19 protein-coding genes are annotated in these 24910 nt (G+C 48.9%); 17 read left to right on the top strand and 2 right to left on the bottom strand.

Going from position 1 to position 24910, the window contains the following annotated elements:
• The first annotated feature begins 1 nt into the window (after position 1).
• From BN1117_RS02795 to BN1117_RS02720, 17 genes are all read left to right on the top strand, one after another.
• A complete protein-coding gene (locus BN1117_RS02795; RefSeq protein ID WP_040094741.1) occupies positions 2-1723 on the top strand; it encodes a polysaccharide biosynthesis/export family protein in 1722 nt (573 codons plus the stop codon).
• Between the two features lie 65 nt (positions 1724-1788).
• Positions 1789-2589 carry an ABC transporter permease gene (locus BN1117_RS02790; RefSeq protein WP_040094740.1) on the top strand — a complete coding sequence of 267 codons (801 nt, stop codon included), beginning with the start codon at positions 1789-1791 and terminating at the stop codon, positions 2587-2589.
• 12 nt (positions 2590-2601) lie between these two features.
• Positions 2602-3252 (top strand): ABC transporter ATP-binding protein, encoded by a 651-nt coding sequence (locus tag BN1117_RS02785; protein ID WP_040094739.1) that lies wholly within the window; start codon positions 2602-2604, stop codon positions 3250-3252.
• 15 nt (positions 3253-3267) lie between these two features.
• Entirely contained in the window at positions 3268-4470 is a 1203-nt protein-coding gene (locus BN1117_RS02780) for a sugar transporter (RefSeq protein WP_040094738.1), read from the top strand.
• A gap of 131 nt (positions 4471-4601) precedes the next feature.
• Entirely contained in the window at positions 4602-7427 is a 2826-nt protein-coding gene (locus tag BN1117_RS18855) for a glycosyltransferase (RefSeq protein ID WP_167334806.1), read from the top strand.
• Positions 7427-9091: a hypothetical protein gene (locus tag BN1117_RS19315; RefSeq protein WP_156129848.1), complete on the top strand. Its 1665-nt coding sequence runs from the start codon at positions 7427-7429 to the stop codon at positions 9089-9091. Before BN1117_RS18855 ends, BN1117_RS19315 begins: the two co-directional genes overlap by 1 nt.
• A gap of 5 nt (positions 9092-9096) precedes the next feature.
• A complete protein-coding gene (locus tag BN1117_RS02770; RefSeq protein ID WP_052441398.1) occupies positions 9097-10296 on the top strand; it encodes a nucleotide sugar dehydrogenase in 1200 nt (399 codons plus the stop codon).
• 64 nt (positions 10297-10360) lie between these two features.
• Positions 10361-11263, top strand: a complete 903-nt coding sequence (locus tag BN1117_RS02765) for a glycosyltransferase family 2 protein (protein WP_005361368.1) — start codon at positions 10361-10363, stop codon at positions 11261-11263.
• A 244-nt stretch (positions 11264-11507) separates the two neighbouring features.
• Positions 11508-13373: a glycosyltransferase family 2 protein gene (locus BN1117_RS02760; protein WP_244463501.1), complete on the top strand. Its 1866-nt coding sequence runs from the start codon at positions 11508-11510 to the stop codon at positions 13371-13373.
• On the top strand, positions 13361-14386 hold the full coding sequence (locus tag BN1117_RS02755; protein WP_040094735.1) for a glycosyltransferase family protein: 1026 nt from the start codon (positions 13361-13363) through the stop codon (positions 14384-14386). Before BN1117_RS02760 ends, BN1117_RS02755 begins: the two co-directional genes overlap by 13 nt.
• A gap of 26 nt (positions 14387-14412) precedes the next feature.
• Entirely contained in the window at positions 14413-15342 is a 930-nt protein-coding gene (galU, locus tag BN1117_RS02750; protein WP_040094734.1) for a UTP--glucose-1-phosphate uridylyltransferase GalU, read from the top strand.
• Position 15343: 1 nt separating this feature from the next.
• The gene (gene rfbB, locus BN1117_RS02745) at positions 15344-16480 is read left to right on the top strand and encodes a dTDP-glucose 4,6-dehydratase (RefSeq protein WP_040094733.1); all 1137 of its coding nucleotides are present in this window, start codon (positions 15344-15346) and stop codon (positions 16478-16480) included.
• Positions 16481-16576: 96 nt separating this feature from the next.
• The gene (gene rfbD, locus BN1117_RS02740; protein WP_040094732.1) at positions 16577-17464 is read left to right on the top strand and encodes a dTDP-4-dehydrorhamnose reductase; all 888 of its coding nucleotides are present in this window, start codon (positions 16577-16579) and stop codon (positions 17462-17464) included.
• Between the two features lie 112 nt (positions 17465-17576).
• Complete coding sequence (gene rfbA, locus BN1117_RS02735) at positions 17577-18455, top strand: glucose-1-phosphate thymidylyltransferase RfbA (protein ID WP_040094731.1); 879 nt, start codon at positions 17577-17579, stop codon at positions 18453-18455.
• A gap of 63 nt (positions 18456-18518) precedes the next feature.
• The gene (gene rfbC / locus BN1117_RS02730) at positions 18519-19070 is read left to right on the top strand and encodes a dTDP-4-dehydrorhamnose 3,5-epimerase (protein ID WP_040094730.1); all 552 of its coding nucleotides are present in this window, start codon (positions 18519-18521) and stop codon (positions 19068-19070) included.
• 49 nt (positions 19071-19119) lie between these two features.
• Entirely contained in the window at positions 19120-21225 is a 2106-nt protein-coding gene (locus BN1117_RS02725; RefSeq protein ID WP_040094729.1) for a capsular polysaccharide export protein, LipB/KpsS family, read from the top strand.
• Positions 21226-21232: 7 nt separating this feature from the next.
• Positions 21233-22567: a capsule biosynthesis protein gene (locus BN1117_RS02720; protein ID WP_040094728.1), complete on the top strand. Its 1335-nt coding sequence runs from the start codon at positions 21233-21235 to the stop codon at positions 22565-22567.
• A gap of 112 nt (positions 22568-22679) precedes the next feature.
• Here BN1117_RS02720 and asnB read toward each other — a convergent pair whose 3' ends face one another.
• Both asnB and BN1117_RS02710 read right to left on the bottom strand, forming a co-directional pair.
• On the bottom strand, positions 22680-24344 hold the full coding sequence (asnB, locus tag BN1117_RS02715; RefSeq protein WP_040094727.1) for an asparagine synthase B: 1665 nt from the start codon (positions 24342-24344) through the stop codon (positions 22680-22682).
• A 192-nt stretch (positions 24345-24536) separates the two neighbouring features.
• A complete protein-coding gene (locus BN1117_RS02710) occupies positions 24537-24905 on the bottom strand; it encodes a cupin domain-containing protein (protein WP_040094726.1) in 369 nt (122 codons plus the stop codon).
• Positions 24906-24910 lie beyond the last annotated feature (5 nt).

Genomic DNA, 24910 nt, shown 5'->3' with positions numbered 1-24910 from the left:
GATGTTGTGGTTGATCACTGCATCTTTCCCCGTACTCTCTGCCAGTGCCCCCAATCTGGCCCAATCAGATGGTCAAACCTTTGGCTATCAACTGGCAAACAACAAAGGCCTGCACTCTGCACAAGGTGGTCAAGCCAATACAGATTCCACCACCGGCACCTTTGCCCAACAGAACCGGCAAGGAATGTTGTTGCCAGGGGAAGCTGATGTACGCAAATTGTTGCCGCAAGCCGAGGCCGGATTGCCGCCTCCTTACGGTGCCAACCTGTTTGCCGGAGGCTATGAAACCGAACGCAGTGACGGCTTGAATGACAACTATCTGATAGCCGCAGGCGACAAACTCAATATCTGGATCTGGGGAGCCGTCAACTTTTCCAACGTGGTGACGGTGGATAATCAGGGTAATATCTTCATCCCTGATGTGGGCCCCATCAATGTCAAGAATGTGCCGGCCAGTCAGGTTAACGGGCTGGTAACCAGCCGCATTGGCGATGTCTTCACCAACAATGTCAATGTTTACGTCAATCTGCTGACCACTACACCTGTGAGTGTCTATGTCACCGGCCCGGTGATCCGCCCGGGTCAATATGCCGGTCAATCGTCAGACAGCGTGCTCTATTTCCTCAAACGTGCAGGCGGGATTGACTCGGAGCGGGGCAGCTACCGCCAGATCAAGGTGCTGCGTCAGAATCGGGTGATCCAGCAGGTCGACCTCTATGAATTTATGCGCCAGGGCAAAATGCCCATTCTCTCCTTCAAGGATCAGGACGTTATTTTGGTTGAACCGCAAGGTCCGATGATCAATGTGGCGGGCAAGGTCCGTAATCCATTCCGCTTTGAACTGACCCAGCGCAACACCCTGGGGGCGGAACTCATCAACTATGCGCTGCCGTTGGCCAAAGTAAGTCACGTCGGTGTGATTGGCGATCGTGCCAATGGCCCCTTCTCTGTCTATCTGCCATATAAAGACTTTGCCAATATCCAGCTCAAAGATGGTGACAAAGTGCTGTTCAACGATGACATGCATGCACAGGTATATGATGTGCAGGTCTCTGGCAGCTATATGGGTCCCTCTTACTTTACTGTGCGCAAGCAGACCAAGTTGCACGACCTGCTCAACCACATCCCTATTGATCCTCAGCTTGCCGATTACCAATCTATCTATCTGATGCGCAAGAGTGTGGCGGCGCGGCAAAAAGAGATGCTGGATGAGTCGCTCAACCGACTGGAACGCAGTGTGTTCACCGCACCTGCAAGTTCGGATGGGGAAGCCACGATTCGTGCCAAAGAGGCCGAACTGGTGATGCGCTTTGTCGAAAAGGCCAGAAAAATCCAGCCTCTTGGCAAAGTAGTGGTCGCAGATAAAGGGATTGTTGCGAACATTCAGCTGGAACAGGGTGACCAGATTGTCATTCCCAACAGAACGGATCTGATCCAGGTCGGTGGGGAAGTCTTGATGCCGCAAGCCGTGGTCTACAACACCAATGCGACTCTCGATGACTATGTGGCTTGGGCGGGCGGATTCACCGAACGGGCCAATGATCAGCGCATCGCAATCGTACATGCCAACGGGTTGGTGGAGTTTAAAGATAAGGGGAGTGTCCAGCCCGGTGATCAGATCCTGGTGTTGCCCAAGGTCGACAGCAAAACCATGCAATCGGTCAAGGATATTACTCAAATTATCTATCAGATCGCCGTGGCTGCTAACGTAGCAATTAAGTAAGCCGCTTCTTGATGAGAAAAAGCAGACTCGCCAACGGGCGAGTCTGCTATGGGTAAAGCGAAATAATGAATAAACCGATACTTAATCAAACGCCGCGCACATCCCTGCAGGTGTTGCGAGATGTTGTCTTTGGCCTGCTTATTCGCGAGCTTAAAACCCGTTTTGGTAATTATCGGCTGGGTTATGCTTGGGCCCTTATTGACCCCTTGCTAATGATTAGTGCATTCAGTCTGATTTTCGGTCTTCGCAACCACAGCGGCTTTGGCGGAGCCCCCGCACCTCTGTTTATCACTGCCGGCTACTTGCCTTTTCTATTTTTCAAGAATGTGGTGAGCAAATTACAATCCGCAGTCAACGCCAACATGGGACTGTTCTGCTATCGACAAGTCACTCCCTTTTCCACATTTGTTGCCCGTTTTATACTTGAGGCTATGGTGGGCATGATGGTTGGTATCATTCTTGTTATGGGACTACTTTGGTTCGGTTTTGATGCCATTCCGGCAGATCCTTTACAAGTAATTTTTATCTATTTTCTATTAATGGTTTTCTCATTTTCTCTTGGCATCATCTTCTGCATTATATGTAGCTTATTTCAAGAGGCGGATAAATTTTTAAACCTATTAATGATGCCTCTTATGTTTGTCTCGTGTGTCATGTATCCCCTAATGAGCATACCGACTCAGTATCAATATTGGTTTTTATGGAATCCACTTGTGCATGCTCTCGAACTGATCCGTAGTGGTTGGATCTCGGGCTATAACAGCACGAGTGTAAGTGCCGCATATCTCTCTAGTATCACTCTAATTTTGCTGACGTTTGCTATGAGTTGTTATCGCCTTGGGCATCGTCGGTTGATCGCAAGTTAACGTGAATCAAAAATGATCATTCTTGATAATGTAACCAAGTACTATCCAACAAAGTTTGGCCGCAACTATGTACTGCGCGACGTCAGTATTGAGCTGCCAAGAGATCGTAACATCGGTATTCTTGGTATAAATGGGGCAGGTAAATCAACACTGCTTCGTCTTCTAGGTGGAATGGATATGCCTAGCAAGGGAAAAATTAGTCGTCTTTGTCGTGTATCCTGGCCGTTAGCATTAAGTGGTGGATTTCAAGGCAGTATGACCGGACGAGAGAATACGCGCTTTGTCTGTCGTATTCATGGTGTACGGGATACCAAGACGGTTGAAGAGTGGGTGAAGGAGTTCTCAGAGATCGGTCAGCACTATGAGTTACCCATCAAAACCTATTCCAGTGGTATGAAGTCAAAATTCAATTTCGCCGTCAGTATGGCCTTTGATTTTGATATTTATCTGACGGATGAGATCACCTCGGTAGGCGATGCGCGCTTTAAACAGAAATGTATTGATGTGTTTAATCAAAAACGCGAAACAGCCAGTCTTATCATGGTGTCGCACGATATGAAAAACCTTCGTCAGCAGTGCGATATGGGTATTCTGTTGCGTAATAGCAGACTGGAAGTATTTGACAATATCGACGATGCCATCCGTATCTATCAGAATCTATAATAAGCCAAATTCAACATGACTCAACTTATCAAATCAGAAAAGTCCTCACGCTTTGTGCGCAAGTTGCGCAAGTTAAGTAAAGAGCCGAAACAGTTTTTTATTGACTCCAGCGGTTATCAGATTGCTCATCGTTCTTGGCAAAGTAGTCTCAAATTAGGTAGCTTCTTGTGGGTGGTACTTTGCTTTGCGATCGCGACAGTCTATTTTGGTTTTATGGCATCTGACCGTTATGTCAGTCGTGCCGAGTTGATCATCAAGCAAGCTGATCAAATCAAGATGTTACCCGATGCGCTGTCAATGTTGGGGATTGGTGGCAGCAATCATCAAGATGTATTGTTAATCCAGGATTATCTTAAGTCATGGGATATGTTAGCCAAGCTGGATAAAGAGCTCGCCCTCAAATCACACTATCAAAGTGGTGCGGCAGATTATTTTTCACGCTTGTCTGATGATGTCAGTCGAGAGGATTTCATCAAGTACTATCGCCAGCATCTGGGATTACATCTTGATGAGTTGTCCGGTGTACTTACCATCGAGTTGCAGACATTTGATCCCCAATATGGCCAACAGGTTGTGGCCTTGATGCTTAAAGAGTCAGAACGCTTTATCAACAAGTTGGGGCATCAGGTGGCTCTCGATCAACTTGCCTTTGTCGAAAAGGAAGTCGATCGGGCTTATCAACGGTTGCAAGATGAAAAAGCCAAGGTGCTGGCCTTTCAAAACAGCCATCAACTTATCAGCCCAGAGTCGACCAGTAGCGCACGCTTGGGGGTGGTCAGCCAGATTGAAGGCGAACTGGTGCGCCAACAGGCCGAGCTGAAACAACTGCGCAGCTATATGAAGGATTCCGCTCCCGCCGTTGTCTCGGTACAGAGCCGGGTTGATGCCTTGACCAGGCAACTTGAGCAGGAACGAGCCAAGTTGACCGGTCAGGACAAGGACGCCATGAATGAAATCACCGCCGGCTATCTGGATGTGCAAACCCAGGCAACCCTGGCGGCAGATCTCTATAAAACCGGTCTTATCAGCCTGGAGCAAGCCAGGGTTGAAGCGTATCGCAAGTTGAAGCACCTGTTGGTGATCACTCAGCCTACACTGGCGGAAGATGCCGAATATCCGCGTCGCCTTTATAACCTTGCTACCGTGGGTGTACTGCTTTGCCTCTTCTATGGTCTGATCGTGATGGGACTTGCAACCTTACGTGAGCATCAAGACTAAAATATAATGGAGCTAAATATAATATTACTATTCTAGATATATTAATGTGTTTTTCAAATTCAATTTAAATATTTATATATTTTCATAACAACATAATAAGAGGGTGAGTATATTCCATGGTACGGGGCAGAATGAAAAAAGCGGGTAGAAAAATAAAAAATATTTTTAATGCAGTTACATTGCAGGAAAGCGAAATAAAAGGGCATTTTGATGTCATTGATGGTCAATATGTTCATGGATGGGCTATTGATAGAGATAAGAAAAAACCTGTAACATTATCGCTATATATCAACAATGTAAAATATAAAAACTTCTCCAGTGGGGCTTACAGGGAAGACCTTGCTTTAGCTGAAATAAATGAGGGATTTGCGGGCTTCTCTGAAAAACTAAACTTACAAGAAATTGTCCAAAATTATGGCCATGACTGTACTATATCCATCCGCTCAGAACTTGGTCATTATGAGCTAAAAAACTCTCCAAAAAAATTGAACACTCCTGATGTCGCCTTTTCTATTGATATTTTTGAGAATGGTGTTTGTGCCGGATGGATTGTAGATAAAAATAATCAAGATATTTCCTTTTCTCTGAATGTTATTATTAATGGAATTAGTCATACCGTATCAGCAAACCTACCCAGAACAGATCTTTCTGTCATCGGTATAACTAATTTTCAGCATGGGTTCTATATCAATGCCTTTGAGATATCTGAAGCTGATGAATGTGATGTATGTGTTGAGCTAAATTATGATAAACAGTATACATTAGCTCCATTGACTAAATTTTCTTCTTTTTCTTCGAAAGTTAAAAGTTTAACAGAGCTTCAATCTTTTTTACGTAAAGAAGGTTATGCGTCTCTTTCAAAATCAACCTATCAGGTTGTCCATTCAATAATTCCTGCACTCATTGATCAATGTCGAGCTAACAGCGATGTTCCAATGATTAGCAGTAATCATACTCACACCGACCGAAAAAGTAATGCGATTGCAGTTATTGTTCCCGTATACAAAGGTGTACAAGAGACGGTTAACTGTATAAACAGTGTAATTTCTGCGAATAATAATGTGCCTTACAGGTTGATAGTAATAAATGATTGCAGCCCTGATGAGGATATGGAACAGGAACTATCCTGCTTCCAAAATTTTAAAAATGTAGAAATATATAAAAATGATGTTAATCTTGGTTTTGTAGGTACTGTCAACCGAGGTATGATCATAGCGGAAGAGCATGATGTAATACTTTTGAATTCAGATACTATCGTAGCAGATGGATGGTTGGATGCAATTATAACTGAAGCGTACAATATGGATGATTCTAAGATTGTCGGCACAGTTACACCTATATCTAACAATGCAACTATATGTAGTTTCCCTGAGTTTTGCATAGATAACTCTATTCCTTATAATTATGACGTTAGTAAATTAGCTGCCATATGTTCAACCAATACTGCTCCAGCTCAAGAATTACCTACCGCACATGGTTACTGCATGTTCATCAAGCGAGAAGTATTGAATGATGTAGGATATTTTGATCATCAGAAGTGGGGGAAAGGATATGCTGAGGAAAATGATTTCTCTTTGAGAGCATCCAAGCTTGGTTGGAAGCATGTTGTAACCAATAAGACTTTTGTTCATCATTTAGGTTCTGTTTCTTTCGCCAGTAGCGCTTCTGAATTCATTGCAAAAAATCTAGAAAAACTGAACGGGATATATCCAGACTATCCTGAACTTGTCGCCAAATTCGTTAAAAATGATCCTGTAAGGGTTTTACGGCAAGAGCTAGCAGAAAAAATAATAAAGATTGAGCTAGCTAGATATAGTAAAAAGCCTGTTCTCTTTATTTCTCTCGTAATTGGTGGCGGAACAAAAGTTGCGACTGATGAGATGGAGAAATTGCTAAATAAAGAAGATTATCCAGTAATAATGCTAACATGCCGAGAAAATGGAATGTGGCGTTTGTCTCTTGAGCAAGTTGGTGTATTTTCCGATTATTTCATTGAAAATGAAAAAGATCTCTTTATTGATTTTCTAAAAGAAATTGGTGTATGGCATGTTCATTATCATCATACACTGCAATTCCCTACAGATGTTTGGAGCATTCCTGGTTCACTTGGCTGTAAATATGATGTGACACTTCACGATTACTATACAGTCTGTCCTAGAGCAAATATGGTCAGTCATCATGACAAATTCTGCGGTAATCCAACAACGGATGACTGTAATCGTTGTATCAGACAATTAGGTGTTCATGCCTCTTCAAAATTAAAGTTAGAAGATATTGGATATAATGTACAAGATTGGCGTGGCTTCCATAGCATGCACTTGTCAAAAGCACGTAAAGTATATACGCCATCTAATGATACAATGCAGAGAATAAAAAGTTTTATACCGCTTAAAAATATAGAGTATAAATATCATCCTGAACCCCTTATTTTTTCGACAGTAAATCATCGGGCTAATGCAGAAATAAATATAGGATTTATCGGGGCAATTGGTCCGCACAAGGGAGTGGAGATCATAAAAGGTCTTGCTCGTTATATTCAAGAAAATGGTGAAAAGGCTAAAATCACGGTCATTGGATATACATCTGATGATAGTTATTTTGAGCAATTTGACTTTGTAAAAATAACAGGGAAGTATGATCGAGAGCGTATTGACACTTTATTAAAAGAAAATGAGGTTGATATAATTTTCTTATCCAGCATCTGGCCAGAAACATTCAGTTATACATTTACAGAGGCTGTGGCGAGTGATCTACCTATTGCTACATTCAAGTTAGGTGCTGTAATGGAGCGCTCGGATTCAATGAGATCTGTATTGCAAATACCATTAAATGATGATTATGCGTCTATCTTTAATACGCTGAAAACCCATCTATCCACCCTTGTTGCAGAGCAGCGGTCAACTGGCGTACAATATCCATCAATTATAAAAAACTATTACAATATTAAGGTTCAATGATGGGACAATTGATAGCTGAAAAAGATATTGGTGATTACTGTAAAGTAAAGGTTGTTAGTAATAGCAATCTGTGTGTTATTTGTTTTTCTGGCTTTAATACCCCTAAAGGAAAATTCAATTATATTCGGAGTTTTTCACATAACGATTATCACCAGATATATTTGAATACCACTGCTGAAGAATATTATCATCAAGGTATTCATGGTCTGGGTGACAGTCTAGAAGAAACCATCCATCATATTAATGAAATCCTACAGGAGTTACCCGGTGAAAATATACAGGTAATAACTCTAGGCTGTTCTATGGGGGGCTATGGCGCCCTCCTTTATGGAACACTTTTGAATGTAAATAAAATTCTAGCTTTAGGTCCAAGCATACCACTTTACTCAGAGTCTTTTTTAGCGAAAGAGTATCGAAATCAACATGTAGCTATTTATAATCAATTTGAAGATAGAATAATAAACTCTAACATTGAGAAAGTCATCTTACATGGTGACAGTATGATTAGTGACATACTAACCCACCAGAGATTAAGAACATCAAATAATGCAACATGCAGACACTTATGGGGTTGCAACCATACCTTGACGGCCATTCTAGCAAGTAAAATGGCACTCCGAGTATTTGTTGAAGACACAAATTTAGCAGTAAAACATGTAGAAAAAATCTTTAAACCATTCCATTTACCTTCAGCTCAATATGAAATACTACACCAGTTATTTTATCCAGAAAATGTTGATGGTGTCTGTCGAGAACCTCTAAAATTAGAGGGTATGGACGGCTTGCATCATACCGTATTATATTGCATTGCTGTGTCAAATATTCTTACAGATCAAGAATTATCGAAAAAGTGTTTCTCTCTGGCCTTGGAGAAACATCTTCATTATCGTTCTGCCAAGCGTTTTCTCGATATAGTTTTTCTACCTGGGGAGTGTGAAAAATTATTGAAGTTGATCGAGGAAAGTATTTATCGCTTTGGTATTGAACATCTTGAAATGTCAGAGATTGTCTCGTTGAAGAGTATTTACGATGAGCTCACTACTAAGGTTTATCCGCAAGAAAAATATAGTCCTGTACATATAGAGGGATATCTTGATAGATATGATGGAGAAAACCTCTTTGGTTGGTGTATCAATAAAGAACTTAAAGAAGCAGCAACCGTTCATATTTATTTTAAGGATAAATCACTTCCGCATTATAAAATCTTGAGCGACAAATTTAGAGGTGATTTGAAGTCTGCAGGAAAGAGAGATGGTTACAGTGCATTTAGCTTGCCGCTAAATATATATATGCCGATATTAGTTAATAGTACCCGTGTATATGCGGTAGAGCATCACACAAAGGAGCATCTCAATAACTCAGGCATGTTATTGCAACCGCAATTTATTCACTTTAATGTTGAAAGAATTGTAGATGGTGTTATATATGGCTGGGTATATGACAGAAACCATCCGAAAAATTACATTGATATATCTGCGTTCAGCATAAAAAATAATAATGATGTAACTGTTAGTCGATTTGAAAGAGCTGATATGGAAAGCCGTGGAATTAATTCTCGTGCAGGTTTTAGTATACATTCTAAAAGCTTTTCAGACGCACCTGACTTCATTGAGGTGTTCTTAAAAAATTCCAATCACCGTATATCTAGAGCAATTATGGTATAACACCAATGCAACCATGTAATACACCTAAAGTGATTGAGAAAAATATTGCCATCGTTGGCATTGGTTATGTTGGTTTAGCAAACGCAGTCGTTTTGTCTCAACATAACAATGTCATGATGCTGGACATTTCCAGTGATAAGGTTTCATTGATTAATGAGCACAAATCACCTATATATGACCCTGAACTTGAGGTCTATTTATCTACTAAAAAACTAAAGCTTAAAGCTACAGTCAATAAGTATGAAGCATATGTGTTTGCCGATGTTGTTATTATCGCTACCCCAACCGACTATGATCCTGATACCAACAACTTCAATACCAGCACGGTTGAGGCAGTGATCCGTGATGTGATGGCCATCAACCCAGAAGCATTAATGGTGATCAAGTCCACCATTCCGGTAGGCTTTACCGAGCGGATGCGTCGTGAGTTGGGTACCGAGAATCTGATCTTCTCCCCGGAGTTCTTACGCGAGGGCAAGGCAGTATATGACAACCTGCATCCCTCTCGCATTGTGGTGGGTGAGTGCAGCGAGCGGGCCCAACGTTTTGCCGACCTGTTGCAAGAGGGGGCCATCAAGCCGGATATTCCTGTATTGCTGACGGGCAGTGCGGAAGCTGAGGCTATCAAGCTGTTTGCCAACACCTATCTGGCGATGCGGGTGGCCTATTTCAACGAGCTGGATACCTATGCCCAGTCTCACGGTCTTGATAGTCGCCAGATTATTGAAGGGATTGGCCTTGATCCCCGTATCGGTAGTCACTACAACAATCCCTCTTTTGGTTATGGTGGTTATTGCCTGCCCAAAGATACCAAGCAGTTGCTTGCCAACTATAACAAGGTGCCCAACAACCTGATCCGCGCCATTGTCGATGCCAATACCACCCGCAAAGACTTTATTGCCGACAGCATTATTCGCCGCAACCCCAAGGTAGTGGGCATCCATCGTTTGGTGATGAAGGCCGGGTCAGATAACTTTCGCTCATCTGCCATTTTGGGCATCATGAAGCGAATCAGAGCAAAAGGCATCGAGGTCGTGGTCTTTGAACCAACCATCAATGACGAACATTACTTGGACTATCCTGTAGTCCAGGATTTAACTTATTTTAAATCTATTAGTGATATTATTTTATGTAATCGAATGGCTACTGACTTAGCTGATGTTGATAACAAGGTGTATACACGAGATCTTTTTGGCTCTGATTAATATATTTAGAAGCTGACGATGTCGTCCCCAGCTTAAATTTTAATTTTTTCACTGAGCGCTTATTTTGAAATTATTTATTGCCGCAATTGTCAAAAATGAACTGGATGCGTTATTAGAGTGGATTGCCTATCATCGCATGCTTGGTGTAAGCGGTTTTATCATTGCTGACAATGGTAGCAATGATGGGACACGTGAGCTGCTTGGTGGTTTGGCCAAGCTCGGATTTGTCACTGTTTTAGATTTCCCTACTGTTGGCTCACAAAAACCACAACTACCAGCTTATGAAAGAATACTACGTATCTGTCCACGTGATGTCGATCTCTTGGCATTTATCGATGCTGACGAATTTTTGCAGCCTTTGGAGCAAGAACAATTAACTGCCACATTTTCACGCTGGTTTACCGATGAGAGTGTCAGTGCTGTTGCTTTGAACTGGGCGAATTTTGGTTCGAGTGGCGAAATATTTGCCAATGAAGGGTTAGTGATAGAGCGTTTTATCAAACGCGCACCACGTACTTTTAATGTCAATCATAATTTTAAAAGCATTGTGAGGCCTGCACGTGCCGAGCGTTTTTTTAATCCCCATTATGCCGACCTGCGTTATGGCCGTTATATCGATGTACAAGGTAGCGACTTAGTATTGCATCCCAAACATGGTTATGGCGTCAGTGCAGAGGTACTCTGGCATGGAGTGCGAGTCAATCACTATGCCGTCAAATCATTGGAAGAGTTTTTGCTCGGCAAGTACCTGCGAGGCAGTGCTGCAACTGCCAATCGAGTCAAACATAAGGCTTATTTTGAGGCGCATGATCGCAATGACGAGCAATGTCTGCTGGCCGCGGCATTGGCTCCCCAAGTAAAGGCCGAAATGATAAAACTGAGTGAACAATTAGCCGCCTTGCCTGCAGAGAGGAAGGAGTCCAATAACTCCTGGTTAGCGACTAGTCTCAAAAAGCTGATTAAATAACTGCTGTTACTTTTTAATTCTATTATCCATGGTCTGCCACTGATGTGGCGGACTCTTTCAATGTCCCCCTCAGGTTGTGAATTTATATATGTATAACGATGGTCATTGGCAACCTCTGGCATTGCCTGACGCTTTTTCGTGCCACTCTGGCTGGCTCCTGCTCCGGGGGACAATCGTGGCGAGCCAACCACGAGGGGAGACTCGTCTGTGCTGGCAGTGCGGGCAGGGGAGATGGCACGAACAAGTGTTGCCGGTCACTCGCCGTGGCACCTTGCAGGAGCTGGTCTATCTGCCCTCGGGAGCCTGCCATCTCTCTTTGCTGGCCAGCAGCAAAGGCGCGGATTGCCATGTAGAGATTAGCGAGCTTCGTTGTGTCTCTCCTATTGAGAGTCTCTGGCGTCGATTGCGCCGGGTCTTGCCCTTTTATCGACGCCTGTCGAACTCCAGACGTAAAAGGTTGGGCCTCTCATGGCATTTGTGGCTCACGGATCTGCAGCAGGCTTACCAACTTGTCGGTAGAGTACGTGACGACAAGCCGCTCGATAGCTATGAAGAGTGGCTAGCAAACTTCCATACCTTGGAACCCGCCGAGTACAAGCTGATTGAAGGCCTGTTGGCACGTTGGGACTCATTGCCACGTGTCTGTTTTCATCTTGTTGGCGAAAAGAGTGACCAGAGCCGCCAGCAGACCCTGGATAGCATCCAGGCACTCTGTTATCCGGCAAGTCACATCAGGCTGCAGGAGCATGGCGCATCCTCAGATATCCCCAGTCAGCCTGGCGACGAGTGGCAGTGGGCGTTGCCTGCGGGTGCCCTGGTGTCCCCCAGCGCCCTATTCTGGGTGGCCCATCAGTTACGCCAGGATCCGGATTGTTTATGGCTATACGGGGACCATGACCTGCTTGACGAGAGAGGCAAACGTCACTCTCCCAACTTTAAACCTGACTGGAATGAAACACTGCTGCAGAGCCAAAACTATATTGGCTGGTGTGGCTTGTGGCGTGAACAAGGCGCAAGCCAAATCCCCTTTGATGCGGCGGCATGCTATCAGTGGTGGCTACAGTTGGCACAACAGTGTGAGCCAAACCAGATTGCCCATATTCCGTCATTGATGATGCATCTGCCTGCAAGTGCGTTGCTTTCAAATGATTATGACTCACTGAAAGAGAAAGAGAATTTACTGCCATCAGGAGTGAGCATTGGGGCTGCACCTCATGGGATATGTCGTTGGCACTGGCCATTGCCAACGCAATTGCCATTGGTCTCTGTGATTATCCCCACCCGAAATGGTCTTGCTCATTTACGCCCCTGTATTGAAAGCCTGATCAACAAAACCCATTACACCAATATGGATGTTATGGTGATGGATAATCAGAGCGACGACGAGGAGACCCTTGCTTACCTTGCCCATATCGAACAGGTTTATGGCGTCAGGGTGATTTCTTATGATCATCCGTTTAACTATTCAGCCATCAATAACCTGGCGGTAAGCAAAGCACGTGGTGACCTGGTCTGCTTGCTGAATAATGATACCGAGGTGATCAGCGCTGACTGGCTGGATGAAATGGTTTCCCATTTATTGCGTCCTGGTGTGGGCGTCGTCGGTGCAAAGCTCTATTACGGAAATGGTTTGATCCAGCATGCCGGCGATGCTGTCGGACCTGGCGGTTGTGCAGATCACCTTCATAATGGTTTGTCCGCAAACGATCCCGGATACCAGCGGCGGGCTGTCAGTGCTCAAGAGCTGTCAGCTGTGACGGCGGCCTGTTTATTGACTCATAAAGATTTATATATTGCGCTCGGTGGACTTGATGAAACGAATTTGCCGATAGCGTTTAATGACGTCGATTATTGCCTCAGAGTGCGAGAGGCCGGCTGGCGAGTAGTCTGGACGCCTTTTGCTGAACTGTATCATCATGAGTCTATTTCCCGCGGTAAAGATGTATCAATACAACAGCAGAGACGAGCAAAATCTGAGTTGCGATATATGAGAACGCGATGGGATGGTGTGCTGAAACACGATCCTGCCTATAACCCTAACTTGAGTTATGAACGTCCTGATTTCTCTCTAAGCAGAGCTCCTAATATGGTGTTGCCATGGATGAATTAATTCGCAGGAAACTATTCAAGCCCTATCTTAAACTCAATAAACAGAGTTATGGCAGCCAGCAAAGCTCTGAAATTGACAGTGAGCGATTGTTTATATTACATGAAGGGAAATCCCCTACATTGGCCTATTTTGAATCGGCTATTGCCAGTCGATTTCCTGATGCAAGATGTCAATGCGTTGACATTCTTGTTTCCCCTGAAATCCCTATTCCGGAAGGATCTGCTCTTGTCATTATTCGATTTATCTCTCCGAAGTGGCAACAGCATATAGAAAGATATATCGACAGATGCTCCCGAATAGTTTATTTCATGGATGACGACCTTTTTGACCCGACGGCTCTATCTACGTTACCGAAAGAGTATCGCAGCAAGATAATAAGGCGCTCGGCAGCTCAACATCGATGGATCACGCAGCACTGTGATGATATCTGGGTATCTACAGCTTATTTGGCTAAAAAATATTCCCACCTTAACCCGGAAATAGTTTCCGCAAAACCATCGCCATTACTTCTTGAAAAAAGAAAACCAGTGAGAATAGCTTATCATGGTTCAAGCTCTCATCGGGAAGAGAAGTACTGGCTGCGGCAAATCGTCGAGGGGGTATTGGAAGCCTGCCCTAGTGCCAGCTTTGAAATTTTTGGCGAGCATGATATCTATAAATATTATCGCGACCTGCCAAGAGTTTCAGTGCTGCATCCAATGAGTTGGCAAAATTATCTTGCGTATACCAAGACCCATCAGTTGGATATCGGATTGGCGCCGCTGCTTGACTCTGATTTTAATTTGGCACGTGGTCCTGTAAAATTTTATGACTTTGTCAGAATGGGCGCTGTGGGTGTATATAGCAATTGCGCTCCCTATAACGATTTTATCGAACAAAACATCAACGGCATTCTGTTGGAGAACGACCCCAAACGCTGGGTTGATGCAATAACATTACTGATTAATAAAGAAAAGAAACGAGCTGAGCTAGCCAATAATGCGAAACTATATGCTTATTCTTTGGCAAACTGATAACTATAACCTGCACGAGATATTACATGCCTAATGAAAATTTTTTGGTACGAAAGGCTGTCATACCTGTAGCCGGACTGGGTACCCGAATGTTGCCTGCCACCAAGGCTATTCCGAAAGAGATGTTACCGATCGTGGATAAGCCGCTTATCCAATATGTGGTAAACGAGTGTGTGGCTGCCGGAATAAAAGAGATTGTTCTGGTGACTCACTCCTCAAAAAATGCTATCGAAAACCATTTTGATACTTCTTTTGAACTGGAGGCGACCCTCGAGTCTCGCGTTAAACGAAAGCTGCTTGACGAGATACAGAATATTTGTCCGAAAGATGTGACCATCATGCATGTGCGTCAAGGAGAAGCCAAAGGATTAGGCCATGCCATTTTGTGTGCCTATCCGGTCATTGGTGATGAACCGTTCGCCGTTGTTTTGCCTGATGTGATTCTGGACGAATATACTGCCGATCAACACACCGAAAATTTGGCTGCCATGTTGGTGCGTTACAAGTTGACTGGACAAAGCCAGGTAATGGTTGAGCCAGTGCCACTGACCGATACCGATAAATATGGGATAGCCGATTGCAATCAGGTCAAGTTGCAGCCTGGTCAATCCGCACCCATTACTGGCTTGGTTGAAAAACCGGATATTGATGAAGCCCCCAGCAACCTGGCCGTCGTTGGCCGTTATGTGTTGAGCAATAATATCTGGCCTTTGCTCAAAAAGACGCTTCCCGGAGCTGGTAATGAGATCCAGTTGACCGATGCGATTGCCATGTTGATTGAGCAAGAGATAGTTGATGCATTTCATATGACAGGGCAGTCCCACGACTGTGGTAATAAAGCTGGTTATATGAAGGCTAATATATCATATGCCGTGAGGCACAATGAAATTGGTCAGTCAGTGACTGACTATATCAATTCCCTAACTTCAAAAAAAACAAAAAAGGTTAATGTGTAATATGAAAATCCTCGTGACCGGCGGTGCCGGCTTTATCGGCTCTGCCGTGGTGCGCCATATCATCCGTGATACCCAAGATTCTGTTATCAATCTCGATAAACTCACCTATGCCGGCAATCTGGAATCCCTGGCCGATGTCTCGTCAAGCGAGCGTTATGCGTTTGAGCAAGTAGATATCTGCAATCGCGCCGAGCTGGATCGGGTGTTTGCCTTGCACCAGCCGGATGCTGTGATGCATCTGGCCGCCGAGAGTCATGTTGATCGCTCCATCACAGGGCCGGCTGACTTTATCGAGACCAATATCGTCGGCACCTATATGTTGCTGGAAGCGGCTCGCGCTTACTGGAACGGCCTGGACGAGGTACGCAAGGCGGCCTTCCGCTTCCACCATATCTCCACCGACGAGGTGTATGGGGATCTGCCACACCCCGATGAATTCAACCATTCACCATTAACCAATAACCAATCACTGCCTTTATTCACCGAAACCACCCCCTATGCCCCCAGCAGTCCCTATTCTGCCTCCAAGGCTTCCAGCGACCATCTGGTGCGCGCCTGGCGCCGCACCTACGGCCTGCCGACCATGGTCACCAACTGCTCCAACAACTACGGCCCGTACCACTTCCCCGAGAAGCTGATCCCGCTGGTCATTCTTAACGCGCTGGATGGCAAGCCGTTACCTGTCTATGGCAAGGGCGACCAGATCCGTGACTGGCTCTATGTGGAAGACCACGCGCGCGCGCTCTACAAGGTGGTGACCACTGGCGTGGTCGGGGAGACCTACAACATCGGCGGTCACAACGAGAAGCAGAATCTGGAGGTGGTACACGCCATCTGCGATCTGCTGGACGAGATGGTGCCCTTATCCCCTTCTCCCCTTGCGGGAGAAGGGTCAGGGATGAGGGGGAAAAGCTACCGCGATCAAATCACCTATGTGGCGGATCGCCCCGGCCACGATCGCCGCTATGCCATCGATGCGACCAAGATGAGCAGTGAGCTTGCTTGGCAACCGCAAGAGACCTTTGAATCCGGTATTCGCAAAACCGTGCAGTGGTATCTGGATAATCAGCAGTGGGTGAATAACGTCAAGAGCGGTGCCTACCAGTCCTGGATTGAGCAGCAATATGGTAATGAGTGATTGGTGATTTGTTATTCGGGACTCGTTAATGGTTAATCGAATCCTGAATCCTGAATCCTGAATCCTGAATCCTGAATCCTGAATCCCGAGAACACTATGCATATTTTATTATTTGGCAAAAACGGCCAGGTCGGCTGGGAGCTGCAGCGCGCACTGGCGCCGCTCGGGCGTATCACTGCCGTTGATTTTGACTCCACTGACTATTGCGGTGATTTCAGCAATCCGGCCGGCGTAGCGGAGACGGTGCGCTTGGTCAAGCCGGACGTGATTGTCAACGCCGCAGCCCACACCGCAGTCGACAAGGCCGAAAGCGAGCGGGAGTTTGCCGAGCTGCTTAACGCGACCAGCGTGGCTGCTATCGCCAAAGAAGCGGAAGTATTGGGTGCCTGGTTGGTGCATTACTCCACCGACTATGTGTTCGATGGCAGCGGTGAGCGCCCCTGGGTGGAAACCGATGCGACTGCACCGCTTAACGTCTACGGCGAAACCAAGCTGGCGGGGGAACAGGGGGCTGCTCTGTGCGCTCGTCACCTGATCTTCCGCACCAGCTGGGTTTACGCCGCCCGCGGCGCCAACTTTGCCAAGACCATGCTGCGCTTTGGCAAAGAGCGTAGCGAGATGTCAGTGATCAATGACCAGTTCGGCGCACCGACCGGCGCCGAGTTGCTGGCCGATTGTACTGCCCATGCTCTCCGCGTGGCGCAGCGCAAACCCGAGGTCGCCGGGCTGTACCATCTGATTGCCTCCGGCACCACCACCTGGTTTGACTACGCCCAGCTGGTGTTTGCCAAAGCCAGAGAGGCCGGGGTTGAACTGGCGGTGACACAGCTCAATGCGGTGCCGACCAGTGCCTTCCCGACTCCGGCCAAACGCCCCCATAACTCCCGCCTTGATACCGGCAAATTCCAGCGCACCTTTGATCTGGTGCTGCCGGACTGGACCGTCGGTGTGGAGCGGATGTTGACCGAGATCCTGGACAAATAAATCACTGGCCAGAGATGTGTTGAACGCCTCTCTGGCTGGCAGGGATAAAACAGAAAGGTGTGGCCGCAAGCCACCCTTTTCTTTTGCAATTTAAAAATAAGAAACAAGCATCATGACCAAACGTAAAGGCATTATTCTGGCCGGTGGATCTGGCACCCGTCTCTATCCTGTGACCATGGCAGTGAGCAAGCAGCTGCTGCCCATCTATGACAAGCCGATGATCTACTATCCGCTCAGCACCCTGATGCTGGCGGGGATCCGCGATATTTTGATCATCAGCACGCCGCAAGATACTCCCCGCTTTGAGCAATTGCTGGGTGATGGCAGCCAGTGGGGTCTGAACTTGCAATACAAGGTACAGCCAAGTCCGGACGGGTTGGCACAAGCCTTTATTCTGGGTGAAGAGTTTATCGGGTCAGATCCCTGTGCACTGGTGCTGGGCGACAACATCTTCTACGGCCATGACCTGCAGAAACAGTTGGAAGCCGCAGCGGCCAAAGAGAGCGGCGCTACCGTCTTTGCCTACCATGTGCATGACCCCGAGCGTTATGGGGTGGTGGAATTTGATAAAGAGGGTACCGCTATCTCTCTGGAAGAGAAGCCACTGGAGCCCAAGAGCAACTATGCGGTGACCGGCCTCTATTTCTACGACAACAGCGTGGTGGAGATTGCCAAGAGCCTGAAGCCGTCGCCCCGTGGTGAGCTGGAAATTACCGATGTGAACCGTATTTACCTGGAGCAAGGCAATCTGTCGGTGGCCATGATGGGCCGTGGTTATGCCTGGCTGGATACCGGTACCCATGAAAGCCTGATTGAAGCGAGCAACTTTATTCAAACTATCGAGACCCGTCAGGGGTTGAAAGTGGCGTGCCCGGAAGAGATTGCGTATCGCCAGAAGTTTATCAATGCCGACCAGGTGCGTGAACTTGCAGCGCCACTGGCAAAGAATGCCTATGGACAATATTTGTTAAGAATGGTTGCCAAAGCCTGATGTGATATAGGGGGGAGGGAAGATGCTCCCCCCATAAAAATTGAATCAAATGTGGATAGACAGATGAATGTAATCAAGACAGCGATTCCTGATGTACTTATTTTTGAGCCAAAAGTATTTGGTGATGAACGTGGTTTTTTCTTTGAGAGTTTCAACCACAAGTTGTTTGAAGAGGCCGTTGGATATCCGGTTACTTTTGTGCAAGATAATCACTCCAAATCGTCGAAAGGGGTATTGCGTGGCTTGCATTATCAATTGCCTCCCCATGCCCAGGGCAAGCTGGTGCGCTGTGTGGCGGGTGAAGTATTTGATGTGGCTGTAGATATTCGTAAAAGCTCCCCGACCTTCGGGCAATGGGTAGGCGTTCACCTTTCTGGAGAGAACAAGCGACAACTGTGGATCCCGGAAGGATTTGCTCATGGCTTTGTTACGCTGACAGAAACGGCCGAGTTTTTGTATAAGACAACCAATTACTATGCACCAGTGAGCGATAGAGGTATTGCATGGAATGATGCCTCGATTGGTATTAAATGGCCTGAATTAAACGCGGACATCCTTACCTCTGCAAAAGATAGTACTGCCAAGTCATTAGAGACCGCAGATCTGTTTATCTAAATTACACTCCCTGCACTATGGCAGGGAGTCTTTAGTTCGCTGAGATGATATGGCTTTATATACGGGTTCGAAAGGCATTCTTGCTAGAAAAAACAGTATTGAACCTATGCTTGGTTACCCATTACATCATATGGAAGGGGTTGTCTCTTTTTCTGAAAATGATGTTTTAGTTGGTTGGGGCCAAAAAGCCAATACCAAGCAGATTAAGCAGAAGGCACAAGCGTTAGGATTGCCCTATTGGCAGCTGGAAGATGGCTTTATCGGTTATATCGGTCACCCCGCCGGGGATGGCAAGGCGGTCTCGCTGATCGCCGATCCCGTCGGGATCTATTACGATGCCCGCCAGCCCAGCCAGCTTGAGCAGTTGATTGCCATCCCGTGCGAGCCACAGATGTTGGCACGGGCCGAGCGATTGATTGGTGAGCTGGTACGGCTCGGGATCACCAAATACAACTGTTATGCCACTGCCCCCGGTCAGTCGATTGTCAGCGGCAGCGTGACCGCACTCTCTGCTGTCGGGGACTATGGTGGCTTGCCAGCAGGGCTTGCCGCACGTCTGCAGCAGAGCGCCAAACCCAGGATCCTGCTGGTCGATCAGGTGGCGGGGGATCTCTCCATTCCGGGGGCGCTGGCCAGTGAAGCGGATTTTGTGGCGATGGTGGAAGCGGCGCGCCGCAATCATCCCGATGCGCGGCTGTTGCTGCGTACCCACCCTGACACTCGTTTTAACAAGATGCGCCTTGGCAAGAAGCGCGGGGTGTTGGCCCGTCTTAACCTCGATGATGTAGAGATTGTGGCCGATCACTGCCATCCCCATGCGCTACTCAAGGTGGTGGATGCTGTCTATACGGTGTCATCCCAGCTCGGCTTTGAAGCCCTGCTGCTGGGCAAGCCGGTCTACTGCTTCGGGATGCCGTTTTATGCCGGTTGGGGGCTGACCCATGACAGTAAGCAGTGTGAACGGCGCAACGTAAAAGTGTCGCTCCCCCAGCTTGTTGCGGCAGCCTTGATCTGCTACCCGCGCTATCTTGACCCCGTGCTTGGCCAACGTTGTGAAGTGGAAGAGGTCGTTGCCATCATTGCTCGCCAGCAAAAGCCTGCTCCACGTTGGCGCAGGCTTTATCTGGTCGGTTTCTCGCTGTGGAAGCGGGCCTTTATGCAGGCGTTTTGCCAACATTTGGCCGATGAGCTGCGCTTTGTGCGCAAGCCCCCCAAGCGGTTGACCGGTGACGAGCAGGTGCTGGTGTGGGGCAGTCGTCACCCCGATCTCGCCTCGGCAATCCGGGTCGAGGATGGTTTTATTCGCTCGAGGGGGTTGGGCTCCAATCTCTGTCGGCCTTCCTCCTTGTCGCTGGACCCGGTCGGGATCTATTTCGATAGCCGGACTCCCAGCGGGCTGGAACAGTTGCTCAACTATCAGGGAATGACGGAGGCAGAGGTCAAGCGCGGTGACGCCCTGATCGCCTTGCTACGGGAGCACAGGGTCAGCAAATACAATGTGGGCGAGCCGCAGCACTACGTCAGGCCCGATGATGGTCGTGAGCTGGTTTTGGTGGTGGGCCAGGTGGATGGCGATGCCTCCATCCTCACCGGGAGCCCCCATATTCGCAGCAACGAGCAGTTGCTGTGGGCGGTGCGGGCGGCCAAACCCGACGCTCATATTCTCTACAAGCCGCACCCTGATGTGGTGGCGGGCAATCGGGGTGGGGCGATTTCAGCGGCCTGTCTGGCGGAGTGTGTCGATAGTCAGGTGCTGGATATCGGGCTCACCAGCCTTTATCCCCATGTGGATGAGCTGCACACCATGACTTCGCTCAGCGGCTTTGAGGCGTTGGTGCAGGGGGTCAAGGTAACCACCTGGGGCCAACCCTTCTACAGCGGCTGGGGCCTGACCACGGATGCCTATCCTCCTGCCCGTCGTCAACGCAGCCTGCCGCTGGCGGCGCTGGTCTATCTGACCCTGGTTGCCTATCCGCGCTATCTCGACTGGCAGACCGGGCTCTGGATCACGCCAGAGCAGTTGATCCGCCAGCTGGCACAGCAGGGCCAGGGGGTCAGCGGCAAGTCGAGCCGCTGGCAACGTTGGCAGCTCAAGTTGGGTTATCTGGTCGAGACCCTGCGCCAGCGTCCTTCCCTTCCCTCGTTAATGAGATAAACCGATCATGAAGATTGTGTTGCTGCAAGGACCGCTTGGCCCTTTCTTTCAGACTCTGAGTCACACCCTCACGGAGGCTGGCCATGAGGTTTACAAGATCCATTTCAACGGCGGGGATGAGTGCTGGCCGTGCGCCGGTCACAACGAACGGTTTACCGGCAAGCCGGAGAGCTGGAATACCTTTTTTCGCCGTTTCATCAAGCGCCACGGTATCGAGAGCCTGATCTGCTATGGCGACTGCCGCTATTACCACCAACAAGCTATTCGTATCTGCAAGCTGAGAAAGGTGGCGGTCTGGGCCATGGAGGAGGGCTACCTGCGCCCGGATTTTGTGACGCTGGAGCAGGGGGGGGTCAATGCGTTTAGTCCGCTCTATGCGCGGCGTGATCAGCTGGCCGGGCTGAGCTGGCCCGCTCCCTATGTGGCGCCGTTGCAGGTGGGCAAGACCTTTGCTCGCCGAGCCTGGTATGCCAGCCGTTACCATATTTGCAAGGCGCTGATGCAGTGGCGCTACCCCCATTTTGTCAATCATCGCCCCTGGAGTCTGGTGCAAGAGGCGATGGGATGGGTGTATGGCGGTATGGTGAAATACGGCAATCTGCGCCAGGATCGCGCCTTGCTCAAGGCGTTGCCTCAATACGCCGGGCGGATCTTCTTTGTGCCACTGCAAGTGACCGAAGATTTTCAGATCCGGGAGCACTCTGACCTGAGCGGGGTAGAGGAGATGGTTGCCCAGGTGATCAACTCCTTTGCAGAGCATGCCAAACCCGAAGATGTGTTGCTGTTCAAGCATCACCCGATGGATCGGGGCTATGTCAGTTATCGCGCCCAGATAAACAGACTCATTGCCGTGCTTGGTCTGGAGGGGCGGGTCTTCTACGGTTATGAACTGCCATTGCCGACCCTCTATCCCCTGCTCAAAGGGGTGATCACTATCAACAGCACGGTCGGTCTCTCTGCGCTGTTGCATGATGTGCCCACCTTCTGCATGGGGCGGGCGCTCTATGATATTGACGGCCTGACCACCAAGGGTTCGCTTGCTTCCTTCTGGCACAAGCAGAGCCCGGTCTGCCCGGAGACATTCAAACGGATGCGCCACTCCTTGCTCCATCTGACCCAGCTCAATGCCAGTTTTTACCGTCATCTCAATCTGAGTGCCCAGGCAGTCATGGAAAAGATGAAGCTCGACACCCGGCATCGCAGTGATGAGGCGGTGTCATGGGGGCATCGGGCCAGTGTGCATAAAATGGTTGGCTTTACCTTACCCTGGTTGGCCACTTATGAGCCTATTGCGGACGGGTTGCATTCGGTCGGGTCCTGGTGCTCAACACTGCCCGTCTAGGAGGGCAGTTTTTGCGCTGCCGGCCCGTCGCGCTGAACCATAAAAAAGCCCTTCACCATGGTGAAGGGCTTTTTTTATTTGGCATTCTCCGGTCTGGTTCACCCGTCAGGGCTCAATAACCCTGCTGGTGCACGTCCATCACGGCGCGGCCGGAGGGGTCGGCCAACTCTTTGAACTTGGCATCCCACTCCAGTGCGGTGGGGGTGGAGCAGGCGACCGACTTGCCGTAGGGCACGGTGCGGGCGGCGGACTCCAGCGGGAAGTGCTCGTCGAAGATGGCGCGGTAGAAGTAAGCCTCTTTGGTGAGCGGGGTGTTGATGGGGAAGCGGAATGCGGCCGCCTCGAACATCTGATCCGTCACTTCCTGTTCCACCATGGCTTTGAGGCTGTCGATCCACGAATAGCCTACGCCGTCGGAGAATTGCTCCTTCTGACGCCATGCCACTTCATGGGGCAGCAGATCCTCGAACGCTTCGCGCAGGATATGCTTCTCGATCTTGCCCTTGCCACACATCTTGTCGGCGGGGTTGAGGCGCATCGCCACATCCATGAACTCCTTGTCGAGGAAGGGGACGCGACCTTCCACCCCCCAGGCGGCCATGGATTTGTTGGCGCGCAGGCAGTCATAGAGATGCAGGGCGGAGAGCTTGCGCACCGTCTCTTCGTGAAACTCGCGGGCGTTGGGCGCCTTGTGGAAATAGAGGTAGCCACCAAACAGCTCGTCGGAGCCTTCACCGGAGAGCACCATCTTGATCCCCATCGCTTTGATGTAGCGGGCCATCAGATACATCGGCGTGGAGGCGCGAATGGTGGTGACGTCATAGGTCTCGAGGTGATAGATGACGTCCCGCAGGGCATCCAGCCCCTCTTGCACGGTGAAGTGGATCTGGTGGTGGATGGTGCCGAGGTGATCGGCCACCTTGCGGGCAGCGGCCAAGTCAGGCGAGCCTTCCAGCCCCACGGCAAACGAGTGCAGCTGGGGCCACCAGGCTTCGCTCTTGCCATCGTCCTCGATGCGGCGCGCCGCATAGAGCTTGGTGATGGCGGAGATGACGGAGGAGTCCAGCCCGCCGGAGAGCAGCACGCCATAAGGCACGTCGCACATCAGCTGGCGCTTGACCGCCGCTTCCAGCGCGGCTTTCAGCTCCGCTTTGTCGCTGACGTTGTGCTCGACCGCGCTGTATTCCATCCAGTCGCGCTTGTACCACTGTTTGAGCTCGCCATCCTTGCTCCACAGGTAGTGTCCCGGCGGGAAGGTTTCGACGCTCTTGCAGACCGGCACCAGCGCCTTCATTTCGGAGGCGACATAGAAGTTGCCGTGCTCGTCGCGGCCGGTATAGAGGGGGATGATCCCCATGTGGTCGCGACCAATCAGGTAGGCATCCTGTTCGGCGTCATAAAGAATGAAGGCAAAGATGCCGTTGAGATCGTCGAGAAACGCCGGGCCCTTCTCCTTGTAAAGGGCCAGCAGCACTTCGCAGTCAGATTTGGTCTGGAACTGGAAGTCGACCTTGAGGGTCTTCTCCAGCTCTTTGTGGTTGTAGATCTCGCCATTGACCGCCAGCACATGGGTGCGCTCGGGGTTGTAGAGCGGCTGGGCGCCATTGCCCGGGTCGACGATGGCCAGACGCTCATGTACCAGAATGGCTTTGTCGGAGCTGTAGACGCCGGACCAGTCAGGCCCGCGGTGACGAAGTCGCTTGGACATCTCCAGTGCCGATTTGCGCAGGGCTACTGCATCGGACTTGATATCCAGAATGCCGAAAATTGAACACATTGGCGGTTATCCTCTTGATTTTTATATGAGCCCCCCACGTTCGGGCTCGAAATTCCGTTTACATTCCTCGCCAATCACAATGCCTAGCGGAAAAATCTTTTGCAAGCGGGAAAACCGCAGAAAATCATGCCGTAAGCGTCAAGCGGATCAACAGGATAAGGGCTGCTGCAACGGGGCTGGGTGACGTGAACGTCAAGTCGAGGCGGGCTCGAAGATCACATAAACCTTGCGACAAGGGGTGAGGGTCTCCCACTCGCCGACAAAGCCGGCGGGAATGACGAATTGATCGCCGGGTTTGAGGGCCAGCTGGCCACCCTGACTGTCGTGGATCACCACATCCCCCTCCAGCAGCTGGCAATACTCGTGTTCGGTGTAGTGGATGGCCCAGCGGCCGGGCTCGCAAGCCCAGAAGCCGACGTGAAACTGCTGGCGGGGGTCGGAGTAGTGGTTCCACACCGTCTGGCTCGGGTTGCCCGCTTTAATGCGCTCGGGGGCGGGCATCAGCGGGGTAGGGGCCGCCTCGTGGCGGTCGAGCAGGATCCAGTCGTTGAGGGTCTTCATGGTGC

It is taken from the genome of Aeromonas australiensis (assembly GCF_000819725.1).
GTDB classification, from domain to species: Bacteria; Pseudomonadota; Gammaproteobacteria; order Enterobacterales; family Aeromonadaceae; genus Aeromonas; species Aeromonas australiensis.
This window is presented reverse-complemented; position numbering and strand designations above follow the sequence as displayed.

What these genes read in the sequence shown, in the direction of transcription:
- rfbC (WP_040094730.1), top strand. Translation starts at nt 18,519, where the DNA reads ATGAATGTAATCAAGACAGCGATTCCTGATGTACTTATTTTTGAGCCA.
- asnB (WP_040094727.1), bottom strand. Translation starts at nt 24,344, where the DNA reads ATGTGTTCAATTTTCGGCATTCTGGATATCAAGTCCGATGCAGTAGCC.
- rfbD (WP_040094732.1), top strand. Translation starts at nt 16,577, where the DNA reads ATGCATATTTTATTATTTGGCAAAAACGGCCAGGTCGGCTGGGAGCTG.
- BN1117_RS02790 (WP_040094740.1), top strand. Translation starts at nt 1,789, where the DNA reads ATGAATAAACCGATACTTAATCAAACGCCGCGCACATCCCTGCAGGTG.
- BN1117_RS02780 (WP_040094738.1), top strand. Translation starts at nt 3,268, where the DNA reads ATGACTCAACTTATCAAATCAGAAAAGTCCTCACGCTTTGTGCGCAAG.
- BN1117_RS02785 (WP_040094739.1), top strand. Translation starts at nt 2,602, where the DNA reads ATGATCATTCTTGATAATGTAACCAAGTACTATCCAACAAAGTTTGGC.
- BN1117_RS18855 (WP_167334806.1), top strand. Translation starts at nt 4,602, where the DNA reads ATGAAAAAAGCGGGTAGAAAAATAAAAAATATTTTTAATGCAGTTACA.
- galU (WP_040094734.1), top strand. Translation starts at nt 14,413, where the DNA reads ATGCCTAATGAAAATTTTTTGGTACGAAAGGCTGTCATACCTGTAGCC.
- rfbB (WP_040094733.1), top strand. Translation starts at nt 15,344, where the DNA reads ATGAAAATCCTCGTGACCGGCGGTGCCGGCTTTATCGGCTCTGCCGTG.
- BN1117_RS02795 (WP_040094741.1), top strand. Translation starts at nt 2, where the DNA reads ATGTTGTGGTTGATCACTGCATCTTTCCCCGTACTCTCTGCCAGTGCC.
- rfbA (WP_040094731.1), top strand. Translation starts at nt 17,577, where the DNA reads ATGACCAAACGTAAAGGCATTATTCTGGCCGGTGGATCTGGCACCCGT.
- BN1117_RS02710 (WP_040094726.1), bottom strand. Translation starts at nt 24,905, where the DNA reads ATGAAGACCCTCAACGACTGGATCCTGCTCGACCGCCACGAGGCGGCC.
- BN1117_RS02755 (WP_040094735.1), top strand. Translation starts at nt 13,361, where the DNA reads ATGGATGAATTAATTCGCAGGAAACTATTCAAGCCCTATCTTAAACTC.
- BN1117_RS02720 (WP_040094728.1), top strand. Translation starts at nt 21,233, where the DNA reads ATGAAGATTGTGTTGCTGCAAGGACCGCTTGGCCCTTTCTTTCAGACT.
- BN1117_RS02770 (WP_052441398.1), top strand. Translation starts at nt 9,097, where the DNA reads ATGCAACCATGTAATACACCTAAAGTGATTGAGAAAAATATTGCCATC.
- BN1117_RS19315 (WP_156129848.1), top strand. Translation starts at nt 7,427, where the DNA reads ATGGGACAATTGATAGCTGAAAAAGATATTGGTGATTACTGTAAAGTA.
- BN1117_RS02725 (WP_040094729.1), top strand. Translation starts at nt 19,120, where the DNA reads ATGGCTTTATATACGGGTTCGAAAGGCATTCTTGCTAGAAAAAACAGT.